Origin of the sequence: Shewanella sp. MMG014 (genome assembly GCF_018100775.1) — a bacterium.
Taxonomy (GTDB): domain Bacteria; phylum Pseudomonadota; class Gammaproteobacteria; order Enterobacterales; family Shewanellaceae; genus Shewanella; species Shewanella japonica.
Map to the genome: position 1 here is coordinate 24,508 of NZ_JAGJDZ010000001.1, position 23,702 is coordinate 48,209.

The 23,702-nt window shown below is 39.3% G+C and carries 19 protein-coding genes and 1 tRNA gene; 14 read left to right on the plus strand and 6 right to left on the minus strand.

Features of this window, described 5'->3' with window-relative positions:
• The first annotated feature begins 42 nt into the window (after positions 1-42).
• The 4 genes from J8L86_RS00105 (at position 43) to J8L86_RS00120 (ending at position 4,491) form a co-directional block, all read left to right on the plus strand.
• On the plus strand, positions 43-1,353 hold the full coding sequence (locus tag J8L86_RS00105; protein WP_055023808.1) for a dicarboxylate/amino acid:cation symporter: 1,311 nt from the start codon (positions 43-45) through the stop codon (positions 1,351-1,353).
• 261 nt (positions 1,354-1,614) lie between these two features.
• Positions 1,615-2,340: a LysE family translocator gene (locus J8L86_RS00110; RefSeq protein WP_211028156.1), complete on the plus strand. Its 726-nt coding sequence runs from the start codon at positions 1,615-1,617 to the stop codon at positions 2,338-2,340.
• Between the two features lie 133 nt (positions 2,341-2,473).
• Positions 2,474-3,148, plus strand: coding sequence for a response regulator (locus tag J8L86_RS00115; RefSeq protein WP_055023810.1), 675 nt, complete (start codon positions 2,474-2,476; stop codon positions 3,146-3,148).
• Positions 3,139-4,491, plus strand: a complete 1,353-nt coding sequence (locus tag J8L86_RS00120; protein WP_065108328.1) for an ATP-binding protein — start codon at positions 3,139-3,141, stop codon at positions 4,489-4,491. Before J8L86_RS00115 ends, J8L86_RS00120 begins: the two co-directional genes overlap by 10 nt.
• Before the next feature lie 9 nt (positions 4,492-4,500).
• On the opposite strand, the gene J8L86_RS00125 is transcribed toward J8L86_RS00120, so the two are convergent.
• Positions 4,501-5,202 (minus strand): 2OG-Fe(II) oxygenase, encoded by a 702-nt coding sequence (locus J8L86_RS00125; RefSeq protein WP_080915472.1) that lies wholly within the window; start codon positions 5,200-5,202, stop codon positions 4,501-4,503.
• Between the two features lie 128 nt (positions 5,203-5,330).
• Here J8L86_RS00125 and J8L86_RS00130 point away from each other — a divergent pair, with 128 nt between their 5' ends.
• Positions 5,331-6,587 carry a DUF3391 domain-containing protein gene (locus J8L86_RS00130; RefSeq protein WP_211028158.1) on the plus strand — a complete coding sequence of 419 codons (1,257 nt, stop codon included), beginning with the start codon at positions 5,331-5,333 and terminating at the stop codon, positions 6,585-6,587.
• Between the two features lie 106 nt (positions 6,588-6,693).
• Here the strand turns inward: J8L86_RS00130 and corA are convergent, their stop codons facing one another.
• Both corA and yejK read right to left on the minus strand, forming a co-directional pair.
• A complete protein-coding gene (corA, locus tag J8L86_RS00135) occupies positions 6,694-7,641 on the minus strand; it encodes a magnesium/cobalt transporter CorA (RefSeq protein ID WP_055023814.1) in 948 nt (315 codons plus the stop codon).
• A 201-nt stretch (positions 7,642-7,842) separates the two neighbouring features.
• Positions 7,843-8,871 (minus strand): nucleoid-associated protein YejK, encoded by a 1,029-nt coding sequence (yejK, locus tag J8L86_RS00140; protein ID WP_055023815.1) that lies wholly within the window; start codon positions 8,869-8,871, stop codon positions 7,843-7,845.
• A gap of 276 nt (positions 8,872-9,147) precedes the next feature.
• Between yejK and J8L86_RS00145 the strand changes: the two genes are divergently transcribed.
• The 4 genes from J8L86_RS00145 (at position 9,148) to J8L86_RS00160 (ending at position 12,057) form a co-directional block, all read left to right on the plus strand.
• Entirely contained in the window at positions 9,148-9,366 is a 219-nt protein-coding gene (locus J8L86_RS00145) for a YejL family protein (RefSeq protein WP_055023816.1), read from the plus strand.
• 89 nt (positions 9,367-9,455) lie between these two features.
• A complete protein-coding gene (locus tag J8L86_RS00150) occupies positions 9,456-11,258 on the plus strand; it encodes a DUF3413 domain-containing protein (RefSeq protein ID WP_065108332.1) in 1,803 nt (600 codons plus the stop codon).
• Positions 11,259-11,415: 157 nt separating this feature from the next.
• Positions 11,416-11,492 (plus strand) — tRNA-Pro (locus tag J8L86_RS00155).
• A 217-nt stretch (positions 11,493-11,709) separates the two neighbouring features.
• On the plus strand, positions 11,710-12,057 hold the full coding sequence (locus J8L86_RS00160; RefSeq protein WP_065108333.1) for a hypothetical protein: 348 nt from the start codon (positions 11,710-11,712) through the stop codon (positions 12,055-12,057).
• A 208-nt stretch (positions 12,058-12,265) separates the two neighbouring features.
• Here J8L86_RS00160 and msrQ read toward each other — a convergent pair whose 3' ends face one another.
• Positions 12,266-12,871 (minus strand): protein-methionine-sulfoxide reductase heme-binding subunit MsrQ, encoded by a 606-nt coding sequence (gene msrQ / locus J8L86_RS00165; RefSeq protein WP_065108334.1) that lies wholly within the window; start codon positions 12,869-12,871, stop codon positions 12,266-12,268.
• Complete coding sequence (gene msrP / locus J8L86_RS00170; protein ID WP_119968344.1) at positions 12,868-13,902, minus strand: protein-methionine-sulfoxide reductase catalytic subunit MsrP; 1,035 nt, start codon at positions 13,900-13,902, stop codon at positions 12,868-12,870. Before msrP ends, msrQ begins: the two co-directional genes overlap by 4 nt.
• 211 nt (positions 13,903-14,113) lie before the next feature.
• Here msrP and rmuC point away from each other — a divergent pair, with 211 nt between their 5' ends.
• From rmuC to J8L86_RS00195, 5 genes are all read left to right on the plus strand, one after another.
• Positions 14,114-15,592, plus strand: coding sequence for a DNA recombination protein RmuC (gene rmuC / locus J8L86_RS00175; protein ID WP_065108335.1), 1,479 nt, complete (start codon positions 14,114-14,116; stop codon positions 15,590-15,592).
• 274 nt (positions 15,593-15,866) lie between these two features.
• Positions 15,867-17,807, plus strand: a complete 1,941-nt coding sequence (locus tag J8L86_RS00180; RefSeq protein ID WP_211028160.1) for a transglycosylase SLT domain-containing protein — start codon at positions 15,867-15,869, stop codon at positions 17,805-17,807.
• Positions 17,808-17,936: 129 nt separating this feature from the next.
• Positions 17,937-18,848, plus strand: a complete 912-nt coding sequence (locus tag J8L86_RS00185; protein ID WP_211028162.1) for a MoxR family ATPase — start codon at positions 17,937-17,939, stop codon at positions 18,846-18,848.
• 5 nt (positions 18,849-18,853) lie between these two features.
• The gene (locus J8L86_RS00190; RefSeq protein ID WP_211028164.1) at positions 18,854-19,927 is read left to right on the plus strand and encodes a DUF58 domain-containing protein; all 1,074 of its coding nucleotides are present in this window, start codon (positions 18,854-18,856) and stop codon (positions 19,925-19,927) included.
• Positions 19,917-21,968 carry a DUF3488 and transglutaminase-like domain-containing protein gene (locus J8L86_RS00195; RefSeq protein ID WP_211028166.1) on the plus strand — a complete coding sequence of 684 codons (2,052 nt, stop codon included), beginning with the start codon at positions 19,917-19,919 and terminating at the stop codon, positions 21,966-21,968. Before J8L86_RS00190 ends, J8L86_RS00195 begins: the two co-directional genes overlap by 11 nt.
• A gap of 157 nt (positions 21,969-22,125) precedes the next feature.
• Here J8L86_RS00195 and J8L86_RS00200 read toward each other — a convergent pair whose 3' ends face one another.
• Positions 22,126-23,100: a linear amide C-N hydrolase gene (locus J8L86_RS00200; RefSeq protein WP_065108338.1), complete on the minus strand. Its 975-nt coding sequence runs from the start codon at positions 23,098-23,100 to the stop codon at positions 22,126-22,128.
• Positions 23,101-23,702 lie beyond the last annotated feature (602 nt).

Genomic DNA, 23,702 nt, shown 5'->3' on the forward strand with positions numbered 1-23,702 from the left:
AAATAATAATCATCAAAAAATTGATGATAAAGATTGAAGGAAGTGGTTTTGAATAAAAATAGTAAGCTTGGTTTAACAAGCAAAATACTTATCGGTATGGGTGCGGGTATTCTTCTCGGATTAATTTTGAGAAATTTATTTCCTGAAAGCTTATTCGTTAAGGATTATATTACCGAAGGCATTTTACATGTCGTTGGTACGATATTTATCTCCAGTTTAAAAATGTTAGTTGTCCCATTAGTGTTTGTATCACTAGTATGCGGAACCAGTTCATTGAGCGACCCTTCCAAACTGGGTCGTTTAGGTGGTAAAACTATCGCTTTTTATATGTTCACTACCGCTATTGCGCTGACAGTCGCTATAACGTTAGCGATTATTATCCATCCAGGTAATGCGTCCCTTGCATCCTCAGCAATGGAATTTAGCGCAAAAGATGCACCTAGCCTGTCTGAAGTTGTCATCAACATTGTGCCAACTAACCCAATTGAAGCCATGAGCCAAGGTAACATGCTGCAAATCATTATTTTTGCCGTTATCTTTGGTTTCGCAATTTCACATATCGGCGAACGTGGCGCTCGAGTATCAGCGTTATTTAATGACTTAAACGAAGTGATTATGCGCGTGGTAACTTTAATCATGCAGCTTGCGCCTTATGGTGTATTTGCCCTCATGGCGAAATTAAGTCTGACCTTAGGATTAGAAACCTTAGGCAGTGTTGTTCAATATTTCTTCTTAGTAATATTTGTACTGCTGGTTCAAGCATTAGTCGTTTACCCGACCTTATTAAAAACATTTACTGGTCTTAATCCGTTTATGTTTTTACGCAAGATGCGTGACGTGCAATTATTTGCATTCAGTACTGCAAGTTCCAATGCAACGCTACCTGTTACCATCGAAACCTGTGAACACCGTTTAGGCGCTGATAATAAAGTCGCTTCATTTACCTTGCCTTTGGGTGCAACCATCAACATGGATGGCACCGCGATTATGCAAGGTGTCGCGACGGTGTTTATTGCACAGGTATTTGGTATCGAATTAAGTTTAATGGATTATGTCACTGTGGTTGTAACGGCAACCTTAGCGTCTATTGGTACTGCTGGTGTTCCTGGTGTTGGTTTAATTATGCTTGCGATGGTACTGAACCAAGTTGGCTTACCAGTTGAAGGCATCGCGTTAATTATTGGTGTTGACCGTTTACTCGACATGATAAGAACTGCGGTAAACGTAACAGGTGATTCCGTAGCGACTGTAGTCATAGCGAAATCTGAAGGCGAATTCAGCGAAGAAACTTTCAATGATTCTCAAGCAGGAAAAGTTGGTTCTAGTTTTGAAGATCAAGTTAAAAACGCTTAATGAGTAATTTACTTTTGCTTTTACTTCATACAAAGTAAGCTTAATTTTGCATACGAAAAGGGTGCCTTAAAGGCGCCCTTTTTATTGTTTAAAAATAGAAACAAAACAATCAATACCAAATAACTCATATTTGACTCGTATAAGGCTCATATAATGGACACCTTGCCTTTTTTATCGTTAATCTATGACCATATAAACTGTTTTCAGATAAAAATGCGTTCATATAAAACCTGGTTTAACAAATACTCAAATGGAATTTAAATGGATTTTGCTCTTCTATCGACTCTCGCTGTTATACACAGCCTAGCTCTTATTAGCCCTGGACCAGACTTTGCTATCATAGTCAAAACAGCGACACAGCAACCACGACGTATTGCATTAATGTGTGCCTTTGGTATTAGCCTCGCCATACTAATACATAGTCTACTTTCACTATTAGGTATCAGCTTAATGATCCGTCAATCTGAGTTTGCCTATTTTGCAGTGCAAATTATTGGAGCCTGTTACCTTGCATGGATGGGATTTGGTGCTTTATCTTCTGCATTATCATCATTCAAAAAAAACACTAAAAACGAAGAAAAAAATTTCAGTGAACCATCATCTTTTGAGCATAAAACCCAAGACAAAGCCGCCAATCAACCTAATAATAACGATTTAGAACATTTAACATTTTCATCAGCTAAAGGATTCAAAATTGGGCTTTATACAAATTTGCTTAACCCTAAGGCTTTGATCTTTTTCATCACAATCTTTACTGTTCTAGTCACACCACAGGTTACACTAGCTACAAAAGTAGCTTCAGCAAGTCTATTATTCACGCTTTCCCTTTGTTGGTTTAGTTTTCTTGCTATCATTCTTACAAAACCGCAAATACAACATAAAATGGCTAAAGGCAGCCTGCTCATTGATGCTATAACAGGCATTATATTTATGGGTGTCTCAATCACTATTTTAATGAATTTAATCAATCAACTTATTGTCTGGTAAACAATTACAGATTACAGTCAGTTAAGGTTAAGTATCGTCGGGCTAAGATGCCACTATGCCTATCGCCTTGTACTTTTCTTAAGCGATCATTTAATGCAAAGAAATATTACGATTTCACCAAAGAGTATTTGTTATGAGAATTTTGGTAATAGAAGATGACCCAATTTTATCCCACCACTTAAATGTGCAATTATCTGAATTAGGTAATCAAGTACAAGTGGCACTGACTGCGAAAGAAGGGTTTTATCAAGCAACCAATTACCCTATTGATATCGCTATTGTTGATTTAGGCCTGCCTGATAAAGACGGTATGACACTCATATCAGATATCCGTAATGCCGATGTTAAAGCGCCTATTCTTATTCTAACGGCCCGAGTTAACTGGCAAGATAAGGTTGAAGGATTAAATGCAGGTGCAGATGATTACTTAGTCAAACCATTCCAAAAAGAAGAGTTAGTTGCTCGACTTGACGCATTGGTAAGACGGAGCGCTGGGTTTGTAAAACCGACCATAAGTAGTGGGCCACTACAATTAGATTTAGCAGCAAAACAAGTCACGCTAAATGCTGAGGTTATGGAAGTTACTGCATTTGAATATTTAATTCTTGAATACCTCATGCGTCACTGCCATGAAGTTGTAGCCAAGCAACGTTTACTTGATGTCGTTTACGGTGACAAAGAAGGCGACCCGAATACCATTGAAGTCATGGTCAGCCGTATACGAAAAAAACTTAATAAAGGCGGTATGGATAATCCAATCGCTACCATCCGCGGTCAAGGATATAAATTTAATCTACCATGCAGCTAAGGTTTAAGCCCAAAAAACGCCTACTCACGAGGATGTTTATTACCTCGTTAACTATCATCGCACTGGTAGGCTTTGGCCTTGCATGGTCAGTAACCATTCTTCATGCGCAAAACAGTTATAATAAAGAAACGGCTCAACTTATCGCTGAAATGCCGCAAATTGCAGCAGAGCTGCGTGAACACGACCTTATTCCAGCCAATAATAATTGGTTAATGGAAAACAATAAGCAAAAACGCTATATGATGGCCAGCTGTAGTCAAGACTTTGCAGACGTATGGACGTCATCACTCGCTACCGATGCTGGGTTAACCAATATATGTGAACGATTTGAATCTATTGTCGACTCCAATCCCCCTTACTTTCTAAACATGTCAGATAATCGTTCCTACTTTGCCTATTTACTGCCCGTTGAACTCAATCAAACCCAATACAATATGGTGGTATTAAAAGAAGCTGACACCGTAGAGAACGACTTTAAACGTTTTAAAAAGTTGACTTATTTGCGTCTTGGCGTCGTCATGTTACTTGCATTTATATTACTGATTAGTGCAGCTTATTGGGGAATGCGCCCACTGACGAGGCTCAAAAGTGAATTACAAGCAATTGGTGACGGCAACAAAAAGTCACTATCAGATGGTTACCCACAAGAATTAGAAGGGGTAACTCAAGCATTAAACCAACTATTATCGCAATCGAGTGCGCAACAAGAGCGTTACCAGAATGCCATGAATGACTTAGCCCATAGTTTAAAAACGCGCCTTGCCGCTGTTCATGCAATAACTGATGACGCAACGTTGTCAAAATCAGATGCCAGTGAAAAAATCATGCAGCAAGTGGGACAGATGGATCAATTGGTAAAATATCAATTGAAACGCGCTTTAGTCGGTCGTCAAGGGCTCGTTCAAGAACAAACACCGGTTCAACCTATGGTTGAGCAGTTGTCACAAATGTTGTTCAAGATTTATCAAGAAAAAAACGTCAAATTTAGCAGTCACATCGATTCTGATATTAACTTTCCTATTAATAAAGGGGATTTAATGGAGCTGTGTGGCAACCTAATGGAAAATGCATTCAGGCTTTGTATTAGTGAAGTTATTGTTACTGCGACAATTGATAGTGAGGGGCATTCTATCCTTTGTGTTGAAGATGATGGACCTGGCGTTGATGAATCATTAAAAGCACGCATCATTCAACGAGGAGTGCGCGCCGATACCCAATCACCAGGTCAAGGCATAGGTTTAGCTGTGTGTAACGAAATTGTCAGTAGTTACCATGGTCTATTATCAATCACCGAAAGTGAGCTTGAAGGGGCTAAATTTACTATCAAAATCCCCCCTCAATAACAATAAACACTATTTACTGTTTAATGGTGCATAGAGCTGCTCTGCCCGGTTAAACATAATCCAAGAGGTGGCGATATATTTATCACCACTGATTGGCTTATTACCTTTATGGGTGTGAGTGAAACCCGCTGGTGCAATAACCATGGTCCCTTTTTTAGGTTTAATGCTTTTCTGTTGGTAAAAAAACTCCGTCTCTCCGCCCTCTTCCACATCGTTTAAATAAAACATATAAAGTAGTACTCGATGTAAAGCTTCATGTGAACCAGATTGCGGAAAATGCTCAGAATGCCAATGAGGGTAGCCCCCTAGCCCCATAGGATATTTTTGCAAATTTACATTGCCACTTCGATACAAATACTTGGTTAGCGCTTCTGCTCGAGGCGCACCTAAAGCATCGAAATTGTTGGGTTGTAAAGTCACTGCTTGACCATGCTCATCAGCGACAGCCACAGATACCGCGCCCATTAACGCCATCGAATATTGAGTAAAGTATGAAGCCGCATGCTTAAGCGTTAATTGTAAAATTTCATTTCTTAGCGGCGCTAAATCAGCATGAATGTCTAAAGTTAAATCAAAACTATGTTTTTTAGCCTTATCAACACCTTGACCAGTTTTACCTTCAATGACTCCTGGGTGTTGTTCAAAAGCGGCAATCAATCGATCGCATAAATCTTCATCTAACGCATTTGGTATGACTTCAATAAAATCCATATTAAATAAGCACTTTTTATATCTGTTTGGTAATATGCTGCCATGGAAACTGTCGATTAGCAAAAGGGATGAGTACAGATGGTTAGCTACAAAATAACAAAAATAAATTTAGGTACCTGTTTTAACCTATGAAAAACACAGTAAAAGTTTCAATCGATGAAATCCAAGTCGGCAATTTTATTTGCTTGCCAGTATCTTGGAAGGATCACCCATTTCTATTTAGTCGTTTCAAGGTTAAAAGTCAGTCTCAAATCGATTTAATTAAAAGTTTAGGTATCGAAACCGTTTTATTCGTGCCTACTAAAAGCGACACTGAGTTACGTGATAAACCCGCTAAAGATGCAAAAGAAGTACTTACAGATACTGCTTCTCTCGATAAGCTCAAGCTTGAAATGGATCAGTACAAACATGATCAAATTGAAACGCAAAAGAAGCTTAGAAGAGGACTTAAAAAGACTGAGCAACAGTTTGACCGTTCATTATCAATTATGCGTTCTAGTATCTCAAAACTCGGTAGTCGACCATTAAACGCTGTCAACGATGCTAAAGACATGGTGAGCTCGATGACCACTATGCTGCTTAATTCTGATGATTTAGTGTTACATCTTATGGGTGATGTCAAACCTGGCGATTTAATATATCACCATTCACTGAATGTCTCAGTGCTTTGCATGATGTTAGCAAAAAGCTTGAATTGGTCACGAGAAGAGATTGAGCAGATTGGCTTAGGTGCCCTATTTCATGATATTGGCAAACTTAAAATTCCTAGCAATGTACTGAATAAACAAGCTCCTTTAAATAAACCGGAACATAACCTTATAAAGCAGCACCCTTTAATGAGTCTCAACTTCCTTAAAATTGCCGATACTTTTCCTGAAGAAGCTAACCCCATGATAGCCAATCATCATGAGTTTCTAGACGGTTCTGGCTACCCCAAAGGACTTAAAGGAGATGAGTTAGATAAATACTCCCAACTTATCACGGTAGTCAATGAGTATGATGATTTGTGTAACGGCACTAAGACTACAAAAGCGAAAACACCTTATGCTTCTTTAGGTTATATTTATAAAAACTATAAAGATAAGCTCAATCAAGAATATGTAGGCACCTTAATCAAAACCATTGGTATTTACCCACCTGGTAGTGTTGTAGAGCTTTCAAGCGGTCAATTTGGCATGGTGATGTCTGTAAATATAAATAAGATTTTATACCCTCAAATCATGCTATACGACGCACTCGTTCCAAAAGAACAAGCACCAATCATTGACTTAGAACGCGAAGAAATCAGTATTGCACGATGTTTGCCGATATCTGCATTACCCGAAAACATTCTAAAATATTTAAGCCCAAGAGAGCGCATAAGCTATGGTATTGGCCAAGGGTAATCCTTATTTAAACAAGCATAAAAATCTATTTAACAGATACAAAAAAGCCATTAATAACTTAACGTTACTAATGGCTTTTAATATTAACAAAGGACTTAAATAGGTTTTATAACCAGCCTTTTCGCTTGAAGAATAAATATGTACCACCGGCACTGGCTAACATCAATCCTATCGCCATTGGGTAACCGAAACGCCAATCTAACTCTGGCATATTAACAAAGTTCATTCCGTAACTACTTGCAATTACCGTTGGTGGTAAAAACACCACGGCGGCAACCGAGAATATTTTAATAATCTTGGTTTGCTGAATGCCACTGAAGCCCATGGCTGCGTCGAGCAAAAAATTCAACTTATCAAAGATGAATTGGCTATGAGGCATTAACGACTCAATATCCGACAACATCTCACGAATATCCTTGATATTTTCTTCAGATAAATGATCGCGGTAGTAACGTTGGATATATCGTAATGAACGCTGAGTATCGAGTAAACTTAGACGGATTTTACCGTTTGAGTCTTCTTGCAGCGTGATCATTTTGAATACTTCATCTAACTCTTCATCATCAAACACTTTTTCACTTACATCATCAAGAACAGAGTAAACGTCTTCAATTAAATCAGACAGGTAATCCACTTTTAGATGGAATAGCTCTAGCATTAAGCCTTGAGGCGTGGTGGCATCCAAACGGCCAAGACGTAGATAGTTGCGTAATAAACGGATCAAACCGACATCATCTTCACGAATAGTCAGTAAGAAATCCTTTCTCAAGTTAAACGATACGTTAATCGCTCGCACATCCGAGCCAACACGTTGCGGGAATAACGAATTAATATGCAATCCATCTTTACTTTGGAAAAAACGAGCCGAGGCTTCAATTTCGTTGATGTCTTCTTCGTCGGGAACTTCCTCGACCGAAAACCGACTCAACCATTCCCTTTCATCATCATTGGGTTTGAACATGTCTAACCATAATGTTTGTTCGGGTATACTGTCTTGAACATTCAGTTCGTGAACAGTTAACTTGCGATTTTTATAAACATAGGCAGTAATCATGTATCCCCCACATAGTTATATTTTCATAACTATCAATATTAGGTTTAAATTTGTCGGCTAGTGTACTTAAATAAATTCAAATTTAAATCTTTAAATGTATTTATGCCTAAATTAGCTCTTATATGTACCGAAATCGTTAAATGCATATAATAAATGCAAAAAAAAACGCCCATATGGGCGCTTTAATTGAATATTGTTTCTTTATTCACCTTTAAGGCGGCGATCTAACTGATCTTTCAAGTTAGCAGGAACACCCTTAATAAGAATGGTGTCAGAAATAGGATCGTAGATAACTCTCTCACCTAAATGGCCGCCATCAAAACTCAATGTAACGCCACCACCAGTACCCGAAAACTTCTTCAAGGTGCGTAAACTGGCTTTATCAGCAGGAAACTCCTCATCTAACTCGTAAGCGCCGCCACAAGCAAAATCGTAAAACGAATCCATACCAGAATCGGCCAATTCATCAGCCAAATCTTTTACTTCGATATCCGCGCCTTCATCGGCACGCTCACTGCAGTAATCAAACACTTTATCACGACATTGTTGACGCTCATCTTTAGTCAATTCACTACTGGCGACAAAATCTTCAACTGCGTGCATTAATGTTTTATTCTGCGCCTTAGTATTCACGCCTTCAACACAGCCCATGAAATCCAAGAAAAAGTCTGCCACTTTACGGCCCGCACGACCACGTACAAACGAAATATATTTACGTGAATCTTTATCTGCTTGCCATTCTGTTAAATCAATTCGAGCTGCCAACTGAACATTCGTTAAATCAAGATGGTTGTTTTGCGATAGTTCCATATCATCTAACACCGTCATTGACGATTTTGCGTTTAACAATGCCACGAATAAATAATCACTTGTCATGCTGGTATAGCAAGACATCAACAAAAAGCCGCCTTGACTAAAGTCATATTTCGCAAGTTCTTCTTGAAGTAACTTACTTGCAGCACTACTAAACTCAACAAATCCTAGTTCGCCGCTTCGATATTCATTTAATGCGTCAGAAAAAGCAGGGTTGGCTTCACCATCTTCACCGTGTGTGCCAAAAAAGCCAAAGCCTTTACCAGCTTTACCCGTATACGTTTGATGCAACTCTTCTAGCATCGCTTCTACAGCGCTGCTATTTAGTAGAGGTTGTGGTCTTAAACGACAACTGAGTTGACCCTGACTGTCTTGGGAAATTTCGTGGATAATTGCTTGTTCGATATTGATGCTCATAAGCCCTAACTGAATCTGTAATATATGGAAGCGAAATAGCGCTGAATATCATAACAGACACGTTAAAAAAGTCTCAAAAAATATTACGAAAAGTGCCAATAGCTTCAAGTGCCAATTTTAGTTAACTCAACCGCTATATTTATTTCAATTTGTACTTAACAAGGCCATTAAATTGCTAAATTTCGACGCTATTTTCACCACAATAAACTACAGCAAGATAATATGAAATCCGATATAATAGGCGGCTAATTCATTACTTTTTGAACTTTTCTGATTATGGCTATCCAATCTAAATATACCAACACCCAAGTTGAAGCGTTAATTACTGAGTTATTAGCAGTACTCAACAAGCATCAAGCACCGACTGATTTAAGTCTGATGGTATTAGGTAATTGTGTTTCACATTTACTAGAGAACAAAGTACCTAGCGAATCTCGTCAACAGGTTGCTGAACAATTTGCAAAAGCATTGGCGCAATCAGTAAAGGCTGACTAAGCCATATTAAAAGGTATTTTAATTTATCAAGGATATGTTAGCTTTGAAGCATATCTTTGATAAAGATAGGATTAGGAAAACAACTCCGCATGGTTGAGCGCAAAAAACAAATGACTCGCGATAAAGTATCGCGCCTCGTTAATTGGGGTCACTGGTTTGCCTTCTTTAATGGCTTTTTAGCTATGATAGTCGGTGCCCGTTACCTCAGTAGCGTGGGTTATCCTGAAACCTTTATTGGTTGGGGCTATCTTGCCGTTAGCACCATTGGTCACTTCAGTTTTTTAGCTTTCATTGTTTATGTAGTCTTTCTTTTTCCTGTCACGTTACTATTACCTTATTCTAAAATTTTACGAGGCTACGCCGCCCTCGTCGCGAGCCTAGGCTTATGTATCTTATTGTATGACACAATTGTCTATGACGATTATGGTATCCATTTAAGCCCCTTCGCATTTGATTTAGCTTGGACAGATCTGAATGCATTATTAAAAAGTACCTCCTATATAGTGACTCCCATCTCGATTATATTAATCGAGCTAACAGCAGCTAACTTCATATGGAAACGCATCGAAAAGCTGGAGAAAAAACAGCTTGGCAATAAAGCAATTGCTTTTGTCGGTATTTGCTTTATCAGTAGCCATTTAGTTCATATTTGGGCTGATGCATCTGACGTAACACAAATTACCCGTTTTGATGATACTTACCCTTTATCATACCCAGCCACTGCACGGTCATTCATGGAAAGCCATGGTATTGAAGGCACCAATATAGAAGATAATCGCTACCAAACTAAGTCACGTAAACTGAGTTACCCTGTTAAGCCATTACAATGTAAAACGCCATTAATCCAAGAGCAGCAACCTAATGTATTGATAGTCTCTGTCGATGGTTTACGTGCAGATATGGTGAATGAACAAACCATGCCGTTTCTGACGCAATATCAGACTGACAACAAACAATTCATTGACCATTTTAGTGGTGGGAATCAGTTTAAGACGGGAATTTTTTCAATACTGTATGGCCTTCAGGGCAACTATGGTGACAGAAAAGAGTTTTATCATACTGCACCTGTTATGACACAAACCCTTGCCAAAGCAGGTTATCAGCAAGCTATTTTCTTACCGCAAGATAATGCTAATCCGTTTATCGGGCGCGCTATTTTTGATGAGCTAACACCGTTTATCAACCATAGCGATGAAGGCAGTGCTAAAACAGATAGTAAAAATGTGGCCCAGTTCGTCAATTGGCAAGCATCGCAGCAGTCACATTGGTTTTCAATTGTGAACCTCACGGCTCCAAAACATTATGACACGCCTATTGGTTTTTTAGGTATCGAAACCGTTAAGCCTCACATAATGTTGAAACCTGCAGAAAAAGTACTTTATAACCAATACCGACAGTCATTGTATTTTATCGACCAGCAACTCAATCAACTAATTGATAGCGTTGATAAAGATACGGTCGTGATGATTACAGGTACCCATGGCCAAGTGTTTAGTAGTAATCCATCTGAGGTTAACCAGAATTTATCCCCTGGCAACGTAAAAGTACCTTTTGTTATGCATTGGCCAAAAGCCGCTGCAGACACAGTCACATACCGCACCAGTCATTACGGCATAGTGCCGACTATTATGAGCCAAATCTTACATTGTAATAATCCATCTACAGATTACAGTTCTGGCTACAGCTTATTGCAGCCAAGTGAACAAAGCTGGGTCTATATTGGAGATAGTCGTACATTTGCCATCTATCAAGATGCTGAAATCACCGTTTTAGATCGTCACGGTAAATATCAAATATATGATATTAATTATGACAAACGACTCAAGCGCAAGTTGAGCGCACCTGAGTTAATTCAAGTCATGCGTGAAGGCCGCCGGCTATATAATCAATAACTCGTGATAAAAATACGCTATAAATTGAGTGATTAAGAGATGACTTAACAAAAGGTTAATTGACTATATATCAGTCAATTAACCTTTTTTATTTAAAAATAAGTTGCGCCTAAAATGACGAGTTGTTAGTTTATTTACGCATCAGAAGTAAAGTCATCGGGATATGGCCTAGTCCGGTAAGGCGCTTGTCTGGGGGACAAGAGATCACAGGTTCAAATCCTGTTATCCCGACCAATTTTCACACTTAATACCATTCATAGTAAGTCTTCATATTAATAAAATATTGACGACCCACACGCTGTTTTTCTCGTTAGCTCTGACTAAGAAGATTGCTGTTTTTTGAACTGTATCACCCACGCTGCGATATTATGTGACCACTTCGACAGAACAACCTAAATTGATTGCGATATATTGCGTCAGCAAAAATCAAAATAGTTAGGAGAACAGAACCATGTGGTGGCGAATTATATTCATTTCATTAGCGTATGTATTACTTGCAGCGCATTTTCTTCGATTTGGACAAATGCCACTTGCAATCACTTGCGTCATGCTACCTTGGTTATTATTGCTTAAGAACAATATTATTACCCGAGTCATTCAATTAGGCTTAATCGTAGCGACTGTGATGGTTTGGGGCGTATCAACTTACCAATATATTGATATGCGAATAACAATGCATGAACCTTGGTATACACTCGCCATTATCATGGGTTCAGTTATCGCCTTTAGCCTTTTTGCAAGTTACTGTTTCAATGGGCTGGTTAACCCACCCAGAGCCAAGAACTGTTTATTTCGCTAAAGTCCGCACAAGTCACATTCAAGCTTAATCTGACTATGATTATTTAAATAACCAGCTTGGCACAAAAGGTTTAAACTACACCGCGCCTATAGCGCCAATAGCAAACAGGGATTGCTATATAAAACAACACCGGCAATGCCGGTGTTGTATCTTTAAAAATCAGTTGGCTACATTAGTTAATAAACCACCCATTAAACAGTTGATATAACTAACGTTTTAACAGCCATATTTTAATCTGACGTCTTCTTAGCCACAATAAAGCCGCAAAGAGAACGAAATAAATACTCGGCTCGATGATTTCTGATTTTACAGACCAATAGAAGTGTATTGGCGCTAAAATCGCGACAACATAAATCCAATTGTGTAATTGCTGCCAACCTTTTCCCATTTTACGTTTTATTGCTTGAAACGAGGTCAAAGCTAGAAGCGCTACAATAATCAACGCCACCGCGCCGACCAAAATATACGGCCTTTTAACCACTTCTTGTAACAAATAACCCCATGCAAAAAGTAAATCAAGGCTAATAAAAGCAGCAATATGTAAGCTCGCATATACAAAAACATACAAGCCAATTAATCGCCGAGTTTGCAGTAACACCCCTTGCTTCAAAAATTTAGCTAATGGTGAAACTACTAAGGTAATGATTAACGAATTAATTGCACCCATCCCAGTAAAATGGATGATGTATTGGACAGGATCGCCACCAGCATTGTCAGTCATAACTAATAAAACTAAATACACTATTGGAGATAAAAAGCTCACATGCAGTAAGCCTTTTATCCAAAATAGACCTTTAGGTGTTAACCGCTTCAATAGAACTTCCTTAAATCTAAATCTTTATATAAGTCAGCCACCTGTTCTGCGTAGCCATTAAACATTTGCGTCGGAATCCGTTTTGCAGAGAATAAACCGCCTTCACCAATGCTGCGCTCTGTCGCTTGTGACCATCTAGGGTGATCAACCTGTGGATTCACGTTGGCATAAAAGCCATATTCATGGGGTGCTAGTTGGTTCCAACTGGTAGGAGGCTGCTTATCTGTTACTCGAATTTTCACTACAGACTTAATGCTTTTAAACCCGTATTTCCAAGGTAGCACTAAACGAACTGGTGCACCATTTTGTGGCGGTAAAGTTTTTCCATATAAGCCAACAGCAAGGAACGGTAACTCGTTCATTGCTTCTGCAATGGTTAAACCTTCTACATATGGGTAGTGGATCCCACCTCCCATTAGGCGATTTTTCTGACCGGGCATTTGATCTGGGTCGAATAAAGTTTCAAATGCAACATGCGTTGCCTTATTTGACACTCCAGCCATGGTTAATAGTTCAGCTAACGAAAAACCAACCCAAGGCACCACCATTGACCAAGCTTCTACACAACGAAGACGGTAAATGCGCTCTTCTAAATCAAACTTGGTCGTCAGGTCATTTAAGTCAAGTGTTAATGGTTTATCCACTAAACCTTCAATTCGCAGCTCCCAAGGATTGACCTGAAAACCTTGTGCATTTTCAAATGGATCCTGTTTACTCGTGCCAAATTCATAGAAGTTGTTATGGCGAGTAATTTTATCTTCTGGCGTCAGTATGTCACTGATTTGAAATTGGCTTGGCTTGCTGTAATCAAGCCCTTGAACAGCAAAAGCAGGTTTATCTTCGCTGCCGAATAAGTCAAATAACCCAGCTTGAACCTGCCCAGGTAGACTTGCTCCTAACGCGCCTAAACCAAGTGCTTTTACAATGTTGCGTCTATCAGCAAATACCCGCTCTGGTGTTACTTGGTTTTCTTTTAATGCCCAACTTGGCGTGTTGGCAATGCCTTTTGTGAACCCTTTTTTTGCGACCATAACGCCTCCTAAAGCAAACCTATTCTACAAAGTCATTCTACTGTTAAACTATTAGACATGTTTATACGGCAATTAATTTCAAATAGTTTACAGTTTTTAAGCTATTGAGTTTATTAATTAAGCGCTTAAGTATGAAATCACTCGATGTTGGCTTGCGCCATGTGCACTGCCATGAGAATCTTAAGCATTCATTTTTAAGCTGGCCGTATTCATGACGCTTCCTACCTCTTTATCCATTGCTGAAATCATTGCCCTCTGTGCTGTCGCCTTTTTAGGGTTATTAATTGGTGCGCTACTTAACCAACGTTTGACCCGCCAACGATGGGAGCAACATCGAGACAAACTCCAAGCTGAAATGGCGCAGTTTGAATCTGATATGGCGATAAAACAGCAATTACTTCAACAACAAATCGACGACAAAGAACTCGCGCTGCATAGTGCTAGAGAAAAAGCAGAACTTTTAATTGCTCAACTTTCAAAACTTGAAGCCCAAGCTGAAAGGTTACCACTTCTAGAGCAGCAGCTTAGCGACGGCCAACGTAAGTTTATGGAGACTCAACTGGCTCTGTCTAAATCAAATGCGATGCAACAAAGCATCCAATCACAAGCTAACACTGAAAAAGCAGCGCTCAATGACAAAATAGCTTTACTAGAAAGTGCAGAAGAACGATTAAAGTTACAATTTGAAAACCTTGCTAACCGCATATTTGAAGAAAGAAGTGAAAACTTCAAACAACAGAATGTGACACAAATTGATGGGGTTTTAGGGCCGCTAAAACAACAGTTAGAAGGATTTAGGCAGCAAATCCGAGAGTCATATACTCAAGAGCAAACTGAGCGAAGTGCCTTAAAGCACCAACTCGATCACCTCAAAGATCTTAACCTTAAAATGAGCCAAGACGCGATAAATTTAACTAAGGCTTTAAAAGGCGATAACAAGCAGCAAGGCAATTGGGGGGAAGTCATATTAGAGCGTGTTCTGCAAGAAAGTGGCTTACGTGAAGGACACGAGTACGACACTCAGCAAGACTTAAAAGATGATGGCGGAAAGCGATTTAAACCGGATGTTATCGTTCACCTGCCTGAACAAAAAGATGTCGTTATTGATGCAAAAATGTCATTAGTAGCCTATGAACGTTTCTTTAATAGCGAGGATGAATTAGTACAGCAACAGGCAATTAAAGAGCTTGCGCTATCAGTTCGCCAACATATAAAAGGTTTAAGTCAAAAGGATTACCACAAGCTGCATGGCTTAAAAAGCCTCGACTATGTGTTGATGTTTATTCCAATTGAGCCTGCGTTTTTACTGGCGTTAGAGTCAGATCCGAGTTTAGTCAGCTTTGCACTCGATCATAATATTATGCTGGTCAGCCCAACTAATTTACTCGTCGCACTTCGAACGATTAACAATATTTGGCGTTATGAATATCAGAATCAAAATGCCCAGGCTATCGCTTCGCAAGCCGCGAAAATATATGACAAATTATGTGGCTATGTAGAAGACATGGATAAACTTGGCCGCGCATTAGACACTGCAGATAAAACTTATCAGCAAGCCATGAGTAAGTTGTCACAAGGTAAAGGTAACCTAATTAGACAAGCTCACGTAATGCAAAAATTAGGTGTTGAAACCAGTAAAAATCTTGACCCGCAATTAATTAATAAAGCGTTAGATGAGTCAAAAGAGTAGCGAGTAATTGAATAAATGAGCAGCACTTTATAACAGCAGCTCACAGCGACTCAAAAGTGAATATTATCATGCAGGTTTATAATGATGAGCTAGTATTTAAAGGCTCATCATCGTTACTAATATAACCTTTAAGCATGATATAAATACCATGTACAAACATGCTCTAATATCCGATGAGTAGATGAAGTCATTGAGTAAGAAAAGTTTAATTAAAATACGTTCGTAACAATTGGTTTCGCAACAATGTCGTACTGGGACGGAGGTTCTCATTATTATGCGTAACAGTGTGTTTTTTTTAGTTAGTGTATTTATTTGTCTGTTAATGGCAGGGCTTAGCTTGCCGGTTTCGGCTGCAAAAACAACTTATACCACTGAGCAACAACTTTATCTTGATGCCCGTAAAGCACTCGATAAAAAACAAATGAAAACCTACCAGGCGCTGCGGAAAAAACTTGGTGAATATCCATTAAATGTCTATCTTGACTACCATGAAACTGGAAGTGACATCCTGTCGCTAAACGGCGAAGATGCCCATATCGCTATTGAGAAATATAAGAAAACGCCCCTCTATAACACCCTACGCTACCGTTATCTAAAAAATGCAGGGAAACGAAAGCAATGGCAGAATTTTTTAGCCATTTCTCCAAACACGCCTAACGATATTGCATTGCAATGCTATTACTATCGAGCGCAACTTTCTCAAGGCAATAAAAAATCCGCCTTCGATGGTGCTGAGCGCATGTGGCTTTATGGCCGTTCACGACCAAAAGAGTGTGACGTCCTCTTTAGTGAATGGACTAAAGCAGGAAAACGGACTCAGGCATTAATTTGGTCAAGAATGCTATTGAGCTTTAACGAAAATCAATATGGTTTAACGCAATACCTTGCCAGAAAAATAACCAAAAACAAGAAAGAAGCTGACTTACTGATTTCAGTTTATCGAGATCCCAATAGCTTACGCTATACAAAAAAGTTTTCATCAAACTCACCTATCGTTGGTGATATTGTCAATGTAGGCCTTAGAAAGCTTGCTCGAAAAGATCTCAAGCAAGCCGTAAAACTGTATAACAAATATGATAAAGCTAATCGCTTTACTGCCATCAAGGGTCAGCAACTTAACCGATACATCGTAAGAAGAGCACTAATCCGTAAAGAGGCTGATTTACTTGAACACATTGATGCCAGTTTGCCCATATTAGATTCAGATGATCTATTCCAAATACGTTTACGATGGGCCATCAGTGAACAAGATAATGACAGCATAAAACGTTACCTTGCCTTACTCAGTGATGATGTGATTGATGACAGCCGTTGGCAATATTGGTCTGCCAGAATGGCATCTATTGATACAAACAACACCCCCAAAAAAAACACCACAATAGAACAACTCAGCAAAGCTCGTAATTTTTATGGTTTCCATGCGGCGCAATCAATCAACTCACCGCTTGCGATGAACGATGATAAGTTACAGTCCAATCCTAAGCTTGCCGCTAAAATCAATGATGACCCAGCAATGGCCAGAATAGTTGAACTCATTGCAATTGATAAAACCCGAGATGCTCGAGGTGAATGGGTAAGCATGTTACGACGACATGACAATGCCATGCGAGCTGAATATGGTTTATATGCCTTACAGCAAGGTTGGTTTGATTACAGTGTCGAGGCCAGTATTCAAGCGAAACAATGGAACAGCTTGCAACTTAGGTTCCCTAATGCAGCACAAGACTCATTTGAAAAAGCCAGTAAACTGTACCAAGTCGATATTGATGAGATACGTGCCATAGCCAGGCGTGAAAGTGCATTTTACCCTTATGCGACATCCGGTGTAGGAGCAAGAGGATTAATGCAACTCATGCCTGCAACTGCAAAAGAAACCGCTCGTAAAAACAAACTCAGTTTTAAGAACAAAATTCAGCTTTATCAAGTTGATTATAATGTGCAGTTAGGGAGTGCCTATTACAGCCAATTACTAAAACAGTTTGACCAAAATCGAGTACTAGCCACTGCCGCATACAATGCAGGACCGCATCGAGTGACTCGGTGGCTTAAAGAATCCAATGGGACGCTGGATGTTATGAGCTTTATTGAAACGATTCCATTTAAAGAAACTCGAGAGTATGTTCAGGCTGTTTTAAGTTACCGAATGATTTATCAGCATAATAAAAACATTAACGCCAGTATGTTTAGTGAACAAGAAATGGCATTTGCATACTAAATTACACTTTTTCAGTCTTAAAACTTGTTAAATCCTTTCCTTATATTTAACGACAAGGTAACGTAATCAACTCGATGTATTTGTTACTGGCAGTATAATGTTACTGCCAATTAACTAATGGAGTAATGCGTGCCTGCGTCAAAACTACAACAATTATTATCGCAATTAGAAACGGTATTATTAGGAAAACCTCAGCAAATAAAATTGGCCGTCGCCTGTATACTTGCAAAAGGTCACTTACTCATTGAAGATTTACCAGGCATGGGCAAAACCAGTTTGTCTCAAGCACTTGCGACCTCACTTGGTATGAGCTATCAACGGATTCAATTTACCAGTGATATGTTACCTGCTGATATCCTTGGTGTTTCTATCTATCAGCAACAAACACAAGAATTTCAGTTTCATCCTGGGCCGATCTTTAATCAGATGCTATTAGCTGATGAAATCAACCGAGCAAGCCCTAAAACACAAAGTGCTTTACTTGAGGCGATGGCTGAAAGGCAAATTACTTTAGATGGCGCAACCCATGCCCTTCCCCAACCCTTTTTTGTTATCGCAACTCAAAATCCCATTGAGCAATCAGGAACATTCCCGTTACCAGAGTCGCAATTAGATCGCTTCATGATGCGCATTTCAATTGGCTACCCAAATGAACAAGCTGAACTTGAAATGTTAAAAAGTGATACGGCCAAAAACACCGCTACCACTACGCCGCAATGTTTTACGCCGGATGAACTCATTACTCTTCAATCACTCGTGCAAAAAGTCAGTGCATCGGATGCTGTACTTAAATATTTAATTCATTTAGCACAATATTCTCGAGAACAAGCAGACGGAAATGGCCTATCACCCCGTGCCAGCATCGCTTTACTTGATGCAGCCAAAGCGTGGGCATTTATGCATCAAAGAAACTACGTGGTACCGGAAGATATTCAAGCAGTATTTCATTGTGTAGCCGAGCATCGAATTCGTAATAATAACCCAATACAAGGCCAAGCTATCTCAGATCAAATATTGGCTAACGTTAATCCAATTAGTTAGTGATAATGAACAAGAACATCGGTAATACTGCTCATTATCAAACTCCGCCCAAGTGGTATTCTCGCTTTATTCCTAAAATGATAAAGCAGCGTTGGGCGCGTTGGTTAACACGTCGAATCCCACCCAACCAACAAGTGACGTTAAGCCATAAAAGCATTTTTATCCTACCGAGTGCCTTTGGTATCGCATGGTTTATGTTAATCGTCGTACTTTATTTATTCGGCACCAATTATCAAAACAACCTAGTCATTGGCTTAAGCTTATTACTCGCAAGTGTGCTGCATACGTGTATCATTTACAGTTATAAAAACCTGGCAGGGTTAACATTAACAGCTCCTATGCCGCCAGAGAGTATCGCGAACACCAGTTTGGCATTTCCGGTTGTTCTTTCGAGTAAACAAAAAAAGGATTTAAGCCACACAAACCACCAGCAGATTTGTTTAAATTTTGCTCAGCAGCGCCATATTCGTATTGGTGATGTCGGTGAATCCTTCAACGCAACGGTCGGGTATTCGCCTCAAAATAGAGGACCATTCAATCCAGGTCGTATTCAAGTTTCCTCTAACTTCCCATTGGGTTTATTTCGCGCTTGGTCCTATGTTGATTTAAACATCGAGCAGCTCATTTTCGCAGAGCCATTGCAAACAACCGTTTCGCTTACCAGTTTAGATGATGACAATAATACCGAGTTTGAACACGGTAAATTACAACCAGGGGTTGATGATTACAAAGGGTTGAAAACTTATGTTGAAGGTGAACCCTTAAAGCAAGTGGCATGGAAACAATGGGCGCAAGGGCGTGGTATGCTCAGTAAAGAGTTCGCTCAGCCAGAAGGTAAACCCGTATGGTTAAGCCTAGCTGACACACAAGGTGATGACCTTGAACATAAGCTCAGTAAATTAGCGTGGCAGGTCAACGCGTTATCACAAGCCCATCAAGTATTTGGTTTAGCGTTAGATAATCAAATCATCGAACAAGACAGCGGCGAGTCACACCGAAAACAATGCCAGCAATTGATAGCAAGTTATGGTTATCGAGATATTACCCGCTCAACACAAGGTGAACTCGATGAAAATTAGCGATGATTTTAATGAGAATATTAGCCGTAACACCTTATTTTGGCTGTTACTGACTAATGCCTTGGTATTATCACCACTATACCAAGACGCCACACTGTGGAGCATTGGTATTTGCTGTATATGCTTTGTTTGGCGCATCGGCATTTATTTTGGCAAAGTCGCGGCCCCGCCTAAATTGCTGGTCACCAGTCTAGCTATTGGCGCAGCGATAACATTAGGTTTAGTGTCAAAAGAAATCGGTATGCTCAATGCACTCGTTAATTTATTGATACTTGGTTACGCCTTAAAATACATCGAAATGCGCCAAATACGTGATGTAAAAGTGGTTGTACTAGTCGGGTATTTTCTCATTGCCTTTGCCTTATTAGAGCGTCAAAGCATGCTTGATACGGTGCACTTACTCTTTGTTTCGCTAATCAATACCTGTGTACTTATCAGTGTTTATCAACATGCAACTCGTAAAATAAACTTCAGCTTTGGCGCTAAAGTGTTACTCCAAAGCCTTCCTTTGGCTATCTTGCTTTTTATTGTATTTCCTCGCCTTGGCCCTCTTTGGTTAGCGCCCAGCATGAAAAATGCGACAACTGGCTTATCTGATGAAGTGTCATTGGGCGATATCAGTAAACTGACGCGCTCACCTGATTTGGCATTTAGAGTGGGTTTTGACAACGAAGCATCCAATGCCAGCAAGATCCAACTTATCCCTAATGAGGCGTTATATTGGCGTGCCCTTGTAATGGAGAATTACGATGGTAAAACGTGGAAACAAGCTCACTTGCGTAAAAATGCGCAGCAGCGAGCTTATCGCGACCGCAACCAAAGAGCGATGCCAGCTCAAGTCGATCAATCCAATTCGCTTAATTATCAAGTGATCACTGAGCCGACTTATCAGAAATGGTTATTTGGCTTAGATCAGGCATTTTCAGAAACGGATCACGTTGTTGAAATGGATGACTTTCGCTTATATTCCGTCAGGAATATTGACCAACGTTTCAGTTACCGCGTGACATCTTATCCTTTGAGTATGCTTGAGCCTGTGCTAACACCACTGACCAAACGGATAAATCTATCACTGCCGAAAGAAACTAACCCTCAGACTCAAGCTTTAGCTCAGCAGTTCGTAAAAGATTACCCTGAACCACTGCCTCGAATTAACGCTATGATGCAGTATTTTAATCAACAGTCTTATTTTTATACCTTGAGTCCACCGCCTCTGGGCAACAATCAAGTGGATGATTTTTTATTTAAAAACAAAGCAGGATTTTGTTCTCACTACGCATCAGCGTTAGTGTTTATGGCTCGCTCCAGCGGAATACCTGCACGTATGGTGGCAGGTTACCAAGGTGGTGAATACAACCCCAAAGCCGGTTATTACAGTATTTATCAATATATGGCACATGCTTGGACTGAAGTATGGATTGAAGGCAGAGGTTGGATAAGGTTAGACCCGACTGCGATGATTGCACCTGAGCGGATCTTGGATGGGTTCGATGCCATGTTTACAGGTCAAGACAGTTACCTTCAAGATAGTCTTTTTACCAGCTTGCGAGTAAAAGAAATACCTTGGTTAAATGACATTCGTCTACAGTTAGCCAGCTTAGACTTTTACTGGAGTGTTTGGGTTTTAGGTTTCGATGAGGAACGTCAACAGCAAGTGCTAAGTGAACTACTAGGTGAGGTCAATACCAGTAAAATCATTATCTTAATGATTGTGAGCTTTAGTATCATCGCACTGGTTATTGCGTATTATGCAGGCGTATTTGCATTAAAGCCTAAACAAGATCCATTAATTAAACGCTATAGCCATATTTGCTCAAAATTTGCTGACAAGGGCTACCCAAGAGAAACAATGCCTCCACAAGCATTTGCAAACTTTATTCATCAAGCTATTCATCAAGAGCAGCCACAACTAGCTGCTGACTTTAATAAAATGACCGAACACTTTATCGCACTGCAATATCAAGTATTAAATGATAAGCAAGCCCAGCAACATCAGAAATTGTTTAAACGCTACTTTCGTAAAGTAAAAATTGGATTATAAGTGAGTTGGCAGATTAGAGCATCAAACAACATCTACCAAGATAAACTTATATTTAATAATTTAGCTTTACATTTTTGACCTGAATTTAGAAATTTAAAATTCAGGCCAAATTAAGATGCAATAGGTCACTTATGACATTTTTAGAATAAAAGTATTTTTACACCATCCAAGAAATCATTTGCATAGGTTGTAGATCTTTACTCACATCACCGGAGCTATTATCAGCTGAGTCCAAAACAACACCAACAATTGGTGCACCTTCATTAAGGTTTAACTGCTTTAAATCTACCCAAAATAAACCTAGTTGAGATGAAGACTCCATATAGTACTTTTTATTACTATGATCAGCTAATGAACGCCACAAGGTCGCAGAAATATTGGGATGGTCAGGATCTTCCATGCCTAGCGGTACCCCTATAGAGCGCATAATTGACATTGCAGCAGCTATAGCGCTTTTTCCATCTTCAAACTTTGGAGTACTTTTCAGGAAATAATCTACTCTTACGAAACGGTCAGCAGCATTAATTGTTCCAGGGATCATTCGATTACCGCCAACCGTTTTCCAATATTTGTTAATTGCTAATTGCTCTTCAAACGTAGGAGAGTTGGTCATCACGGTATATTTAGGATGATGATGAATCGTCAACTCACCATCTATGTACTCAAAAATTGCAGAATCACCGCTTTCGTCTGTCAGAGAAATATGTGCCGTAGCTGGGCGACCATTTGCAAGTAATGGTGCGTATATTACAAAAGCTGGCTCATGCATCGCTAAAACCGCTTCATCAACAGTAGCAAAATTGTCAAGAAAATATTGGGCCCAAGCTCCAACCGAAATAACAGGCTTTTCAGTTTTGGTGTAATCACCATAATCTGCTTCAGTGAAATAAAGTGCGTTCACAGCTAAACCAGCTTCATTTAAACCGTCTGAGGAAGATGAATCATACATTGCAGTAAACACTGAACCGTATTTCGATGTCCAAGATAGCGCGTTCGCAACATCTCCACCCGTTTGTGCTGTTCCTCTAGGCATTGCTATCACAGCAAACTTTGATTTAGGATCATTCCAGTCCATACCACGCCCAGTAATGAATTTACCTGATTTAGTTTGATAAATAATACGAGTACACATTCTTAATCTCCCACATGATAATTACATGAAATAAAAATACTTCACCATAAAACTAAGATTAATATATGCCACTAATTTCCTATCAACCAATGCAATATGACGTATCAAACCCTCACTTAACAGCTATTAGTCACGTCGTCTTATAAACGTTTAATCTAGTGACTAACTCCTGTTGACTTTTCAAGGTTGTATTAGCTTTGATTTGATAGCCATTTATATGAGAGAGACATTACGGTGTCGTTATTCTACATAGAAAGTCGATAACACAGTAAAATAGCCAAGAAAAAATCAACAAACACTAATAAACGTCATAATTTAAAAACTTAAACTTCGATATATAAGTTACTCCATAACTGATACATAAGTATAAAAATGAATTAACTGCCATATTTAATTAAGTGAAAGTTGATGTAGGTCCTCGTTTTCATAAACTGGTAGCCCATATAATCCATTAGTATAGGAAAATACAGTTTAAACCACATACTAATGACATCAAGAACAAAGATATTAGTGTAATTATTTAGCTTTTAAATATCCGCAGCTATAAAAGCCTTTCAAACCTAATAACAACCTCTTAGAATGGTTTTTATCATCAGCTTTCG

Bases quoted from the DNA above. Each gene is read 5' to 3' on its own strand.
- J8L86_RS00110 (WP_211028156.1), top strand. From the start codon at position 1,615: ATGGATTTTGCTCTTCTATCGACTCTCGCTGTTATACACAGCCTAGCT.
- J8L86_RS00115 (WP_055023810.1), top strand. From the start codon at position 2,474: ATGAGAATTTTGGTAATAGAAGATGACCCAATTTTATCCCACCACTTA.
- J8L86_RS00120 (WP_065108328.1), top strand. From the start codon at position 3,139: ATGCAGCTAAGGTTTAAGCCCAAAAAACGCCTACTCACGAGGATGTTT.
- J8L86_RS00125 (WP_080915472.1), bottom strand. From the start codon at position 5,202: ATGGATTTTATTGAAGTCATACCAAATGCGTTAGATGAAGATTTATGC.
- J8L86_RS00130 (WP_211028158.1), top strand. From the start codon at position 5,331: ATGAAAAACACAGTAAAAGTTTCAATCGATGAAATCCAAGTCGGCAAT.
- corA (WP_055023814.1), bottom strand. From the start codon at position 7,641: ATGATTACTGCCTATGTTTATAAAAATCGCAAGTTAACTGTTCACGAA.
- yejK (WP_055023815.1), bottom strand. From the start codon at position 8,871: ATGAGCATCAATATCGAACAAGCAATTATCCACGAAATTTCCCAAGAC.
- J8L86_RS00145 (WP_055023816.1), top strand. From the start codon at position 9,148: ATGGCTATCCAATCTAAATATACCAACACCCAAGTTGAAGCGTTAATT.
- J8L86_RS00150 (WP_065108332.1), top strand. From the start codon at position 9,456: ATGGTTGAGCGCAAAAAACAAATGACTCGCGATAAAGTATCGCGCCTC.
- J8L86_RS00160 (WP_065108333.1), top strand. From the start codon at position 11,710: ATGTGGTGGCGAATTATATTCATTTCATTAGCGTATGTATTACTTGCA.
- msrP (WP_119968344.1), bottom strand. From the start codon at position 13,902: ATGGTCGCAAAAAAAGGGTTCACAAAAGGCATTGCCAACACGCCAAGT.
- rmuC (WP_065108335.1), top strand. From the start codon at position 14,114: ATGACGCTTCCTACCTCTTTATCCATTGCTGAAATCATTGCCCTCTGT.
- J8L86_RS00180 (WP_211028160.1), top strand. From the start codon at position 15,867: ATGCGTAACAGTGTGTTTTTTTTAGTTAGTGTATTTATTTGTCTGTTA.
- J8L86_RS00190 (WP_211028164.1), top strand. From the start codon at position 18,854: ATGAACAAGAACATCGGTAATACTGCTCATTATCAAACTCCGCCCAAG.
- J8L86_RS00195 (WP_211028166.1), top strand. From the start codon at position 19,917: ATGAAAATTAGCGATGATTTTAATGAGAATATTAGCCGTAACACCTTA.
- J8L86_RS00200 (WP_065108338.1), bottom strand. From the start codon at position 23,100: ATGTGTACTCGTATTATTTATCAAACTAAATCAGGTAAATTCATTACT.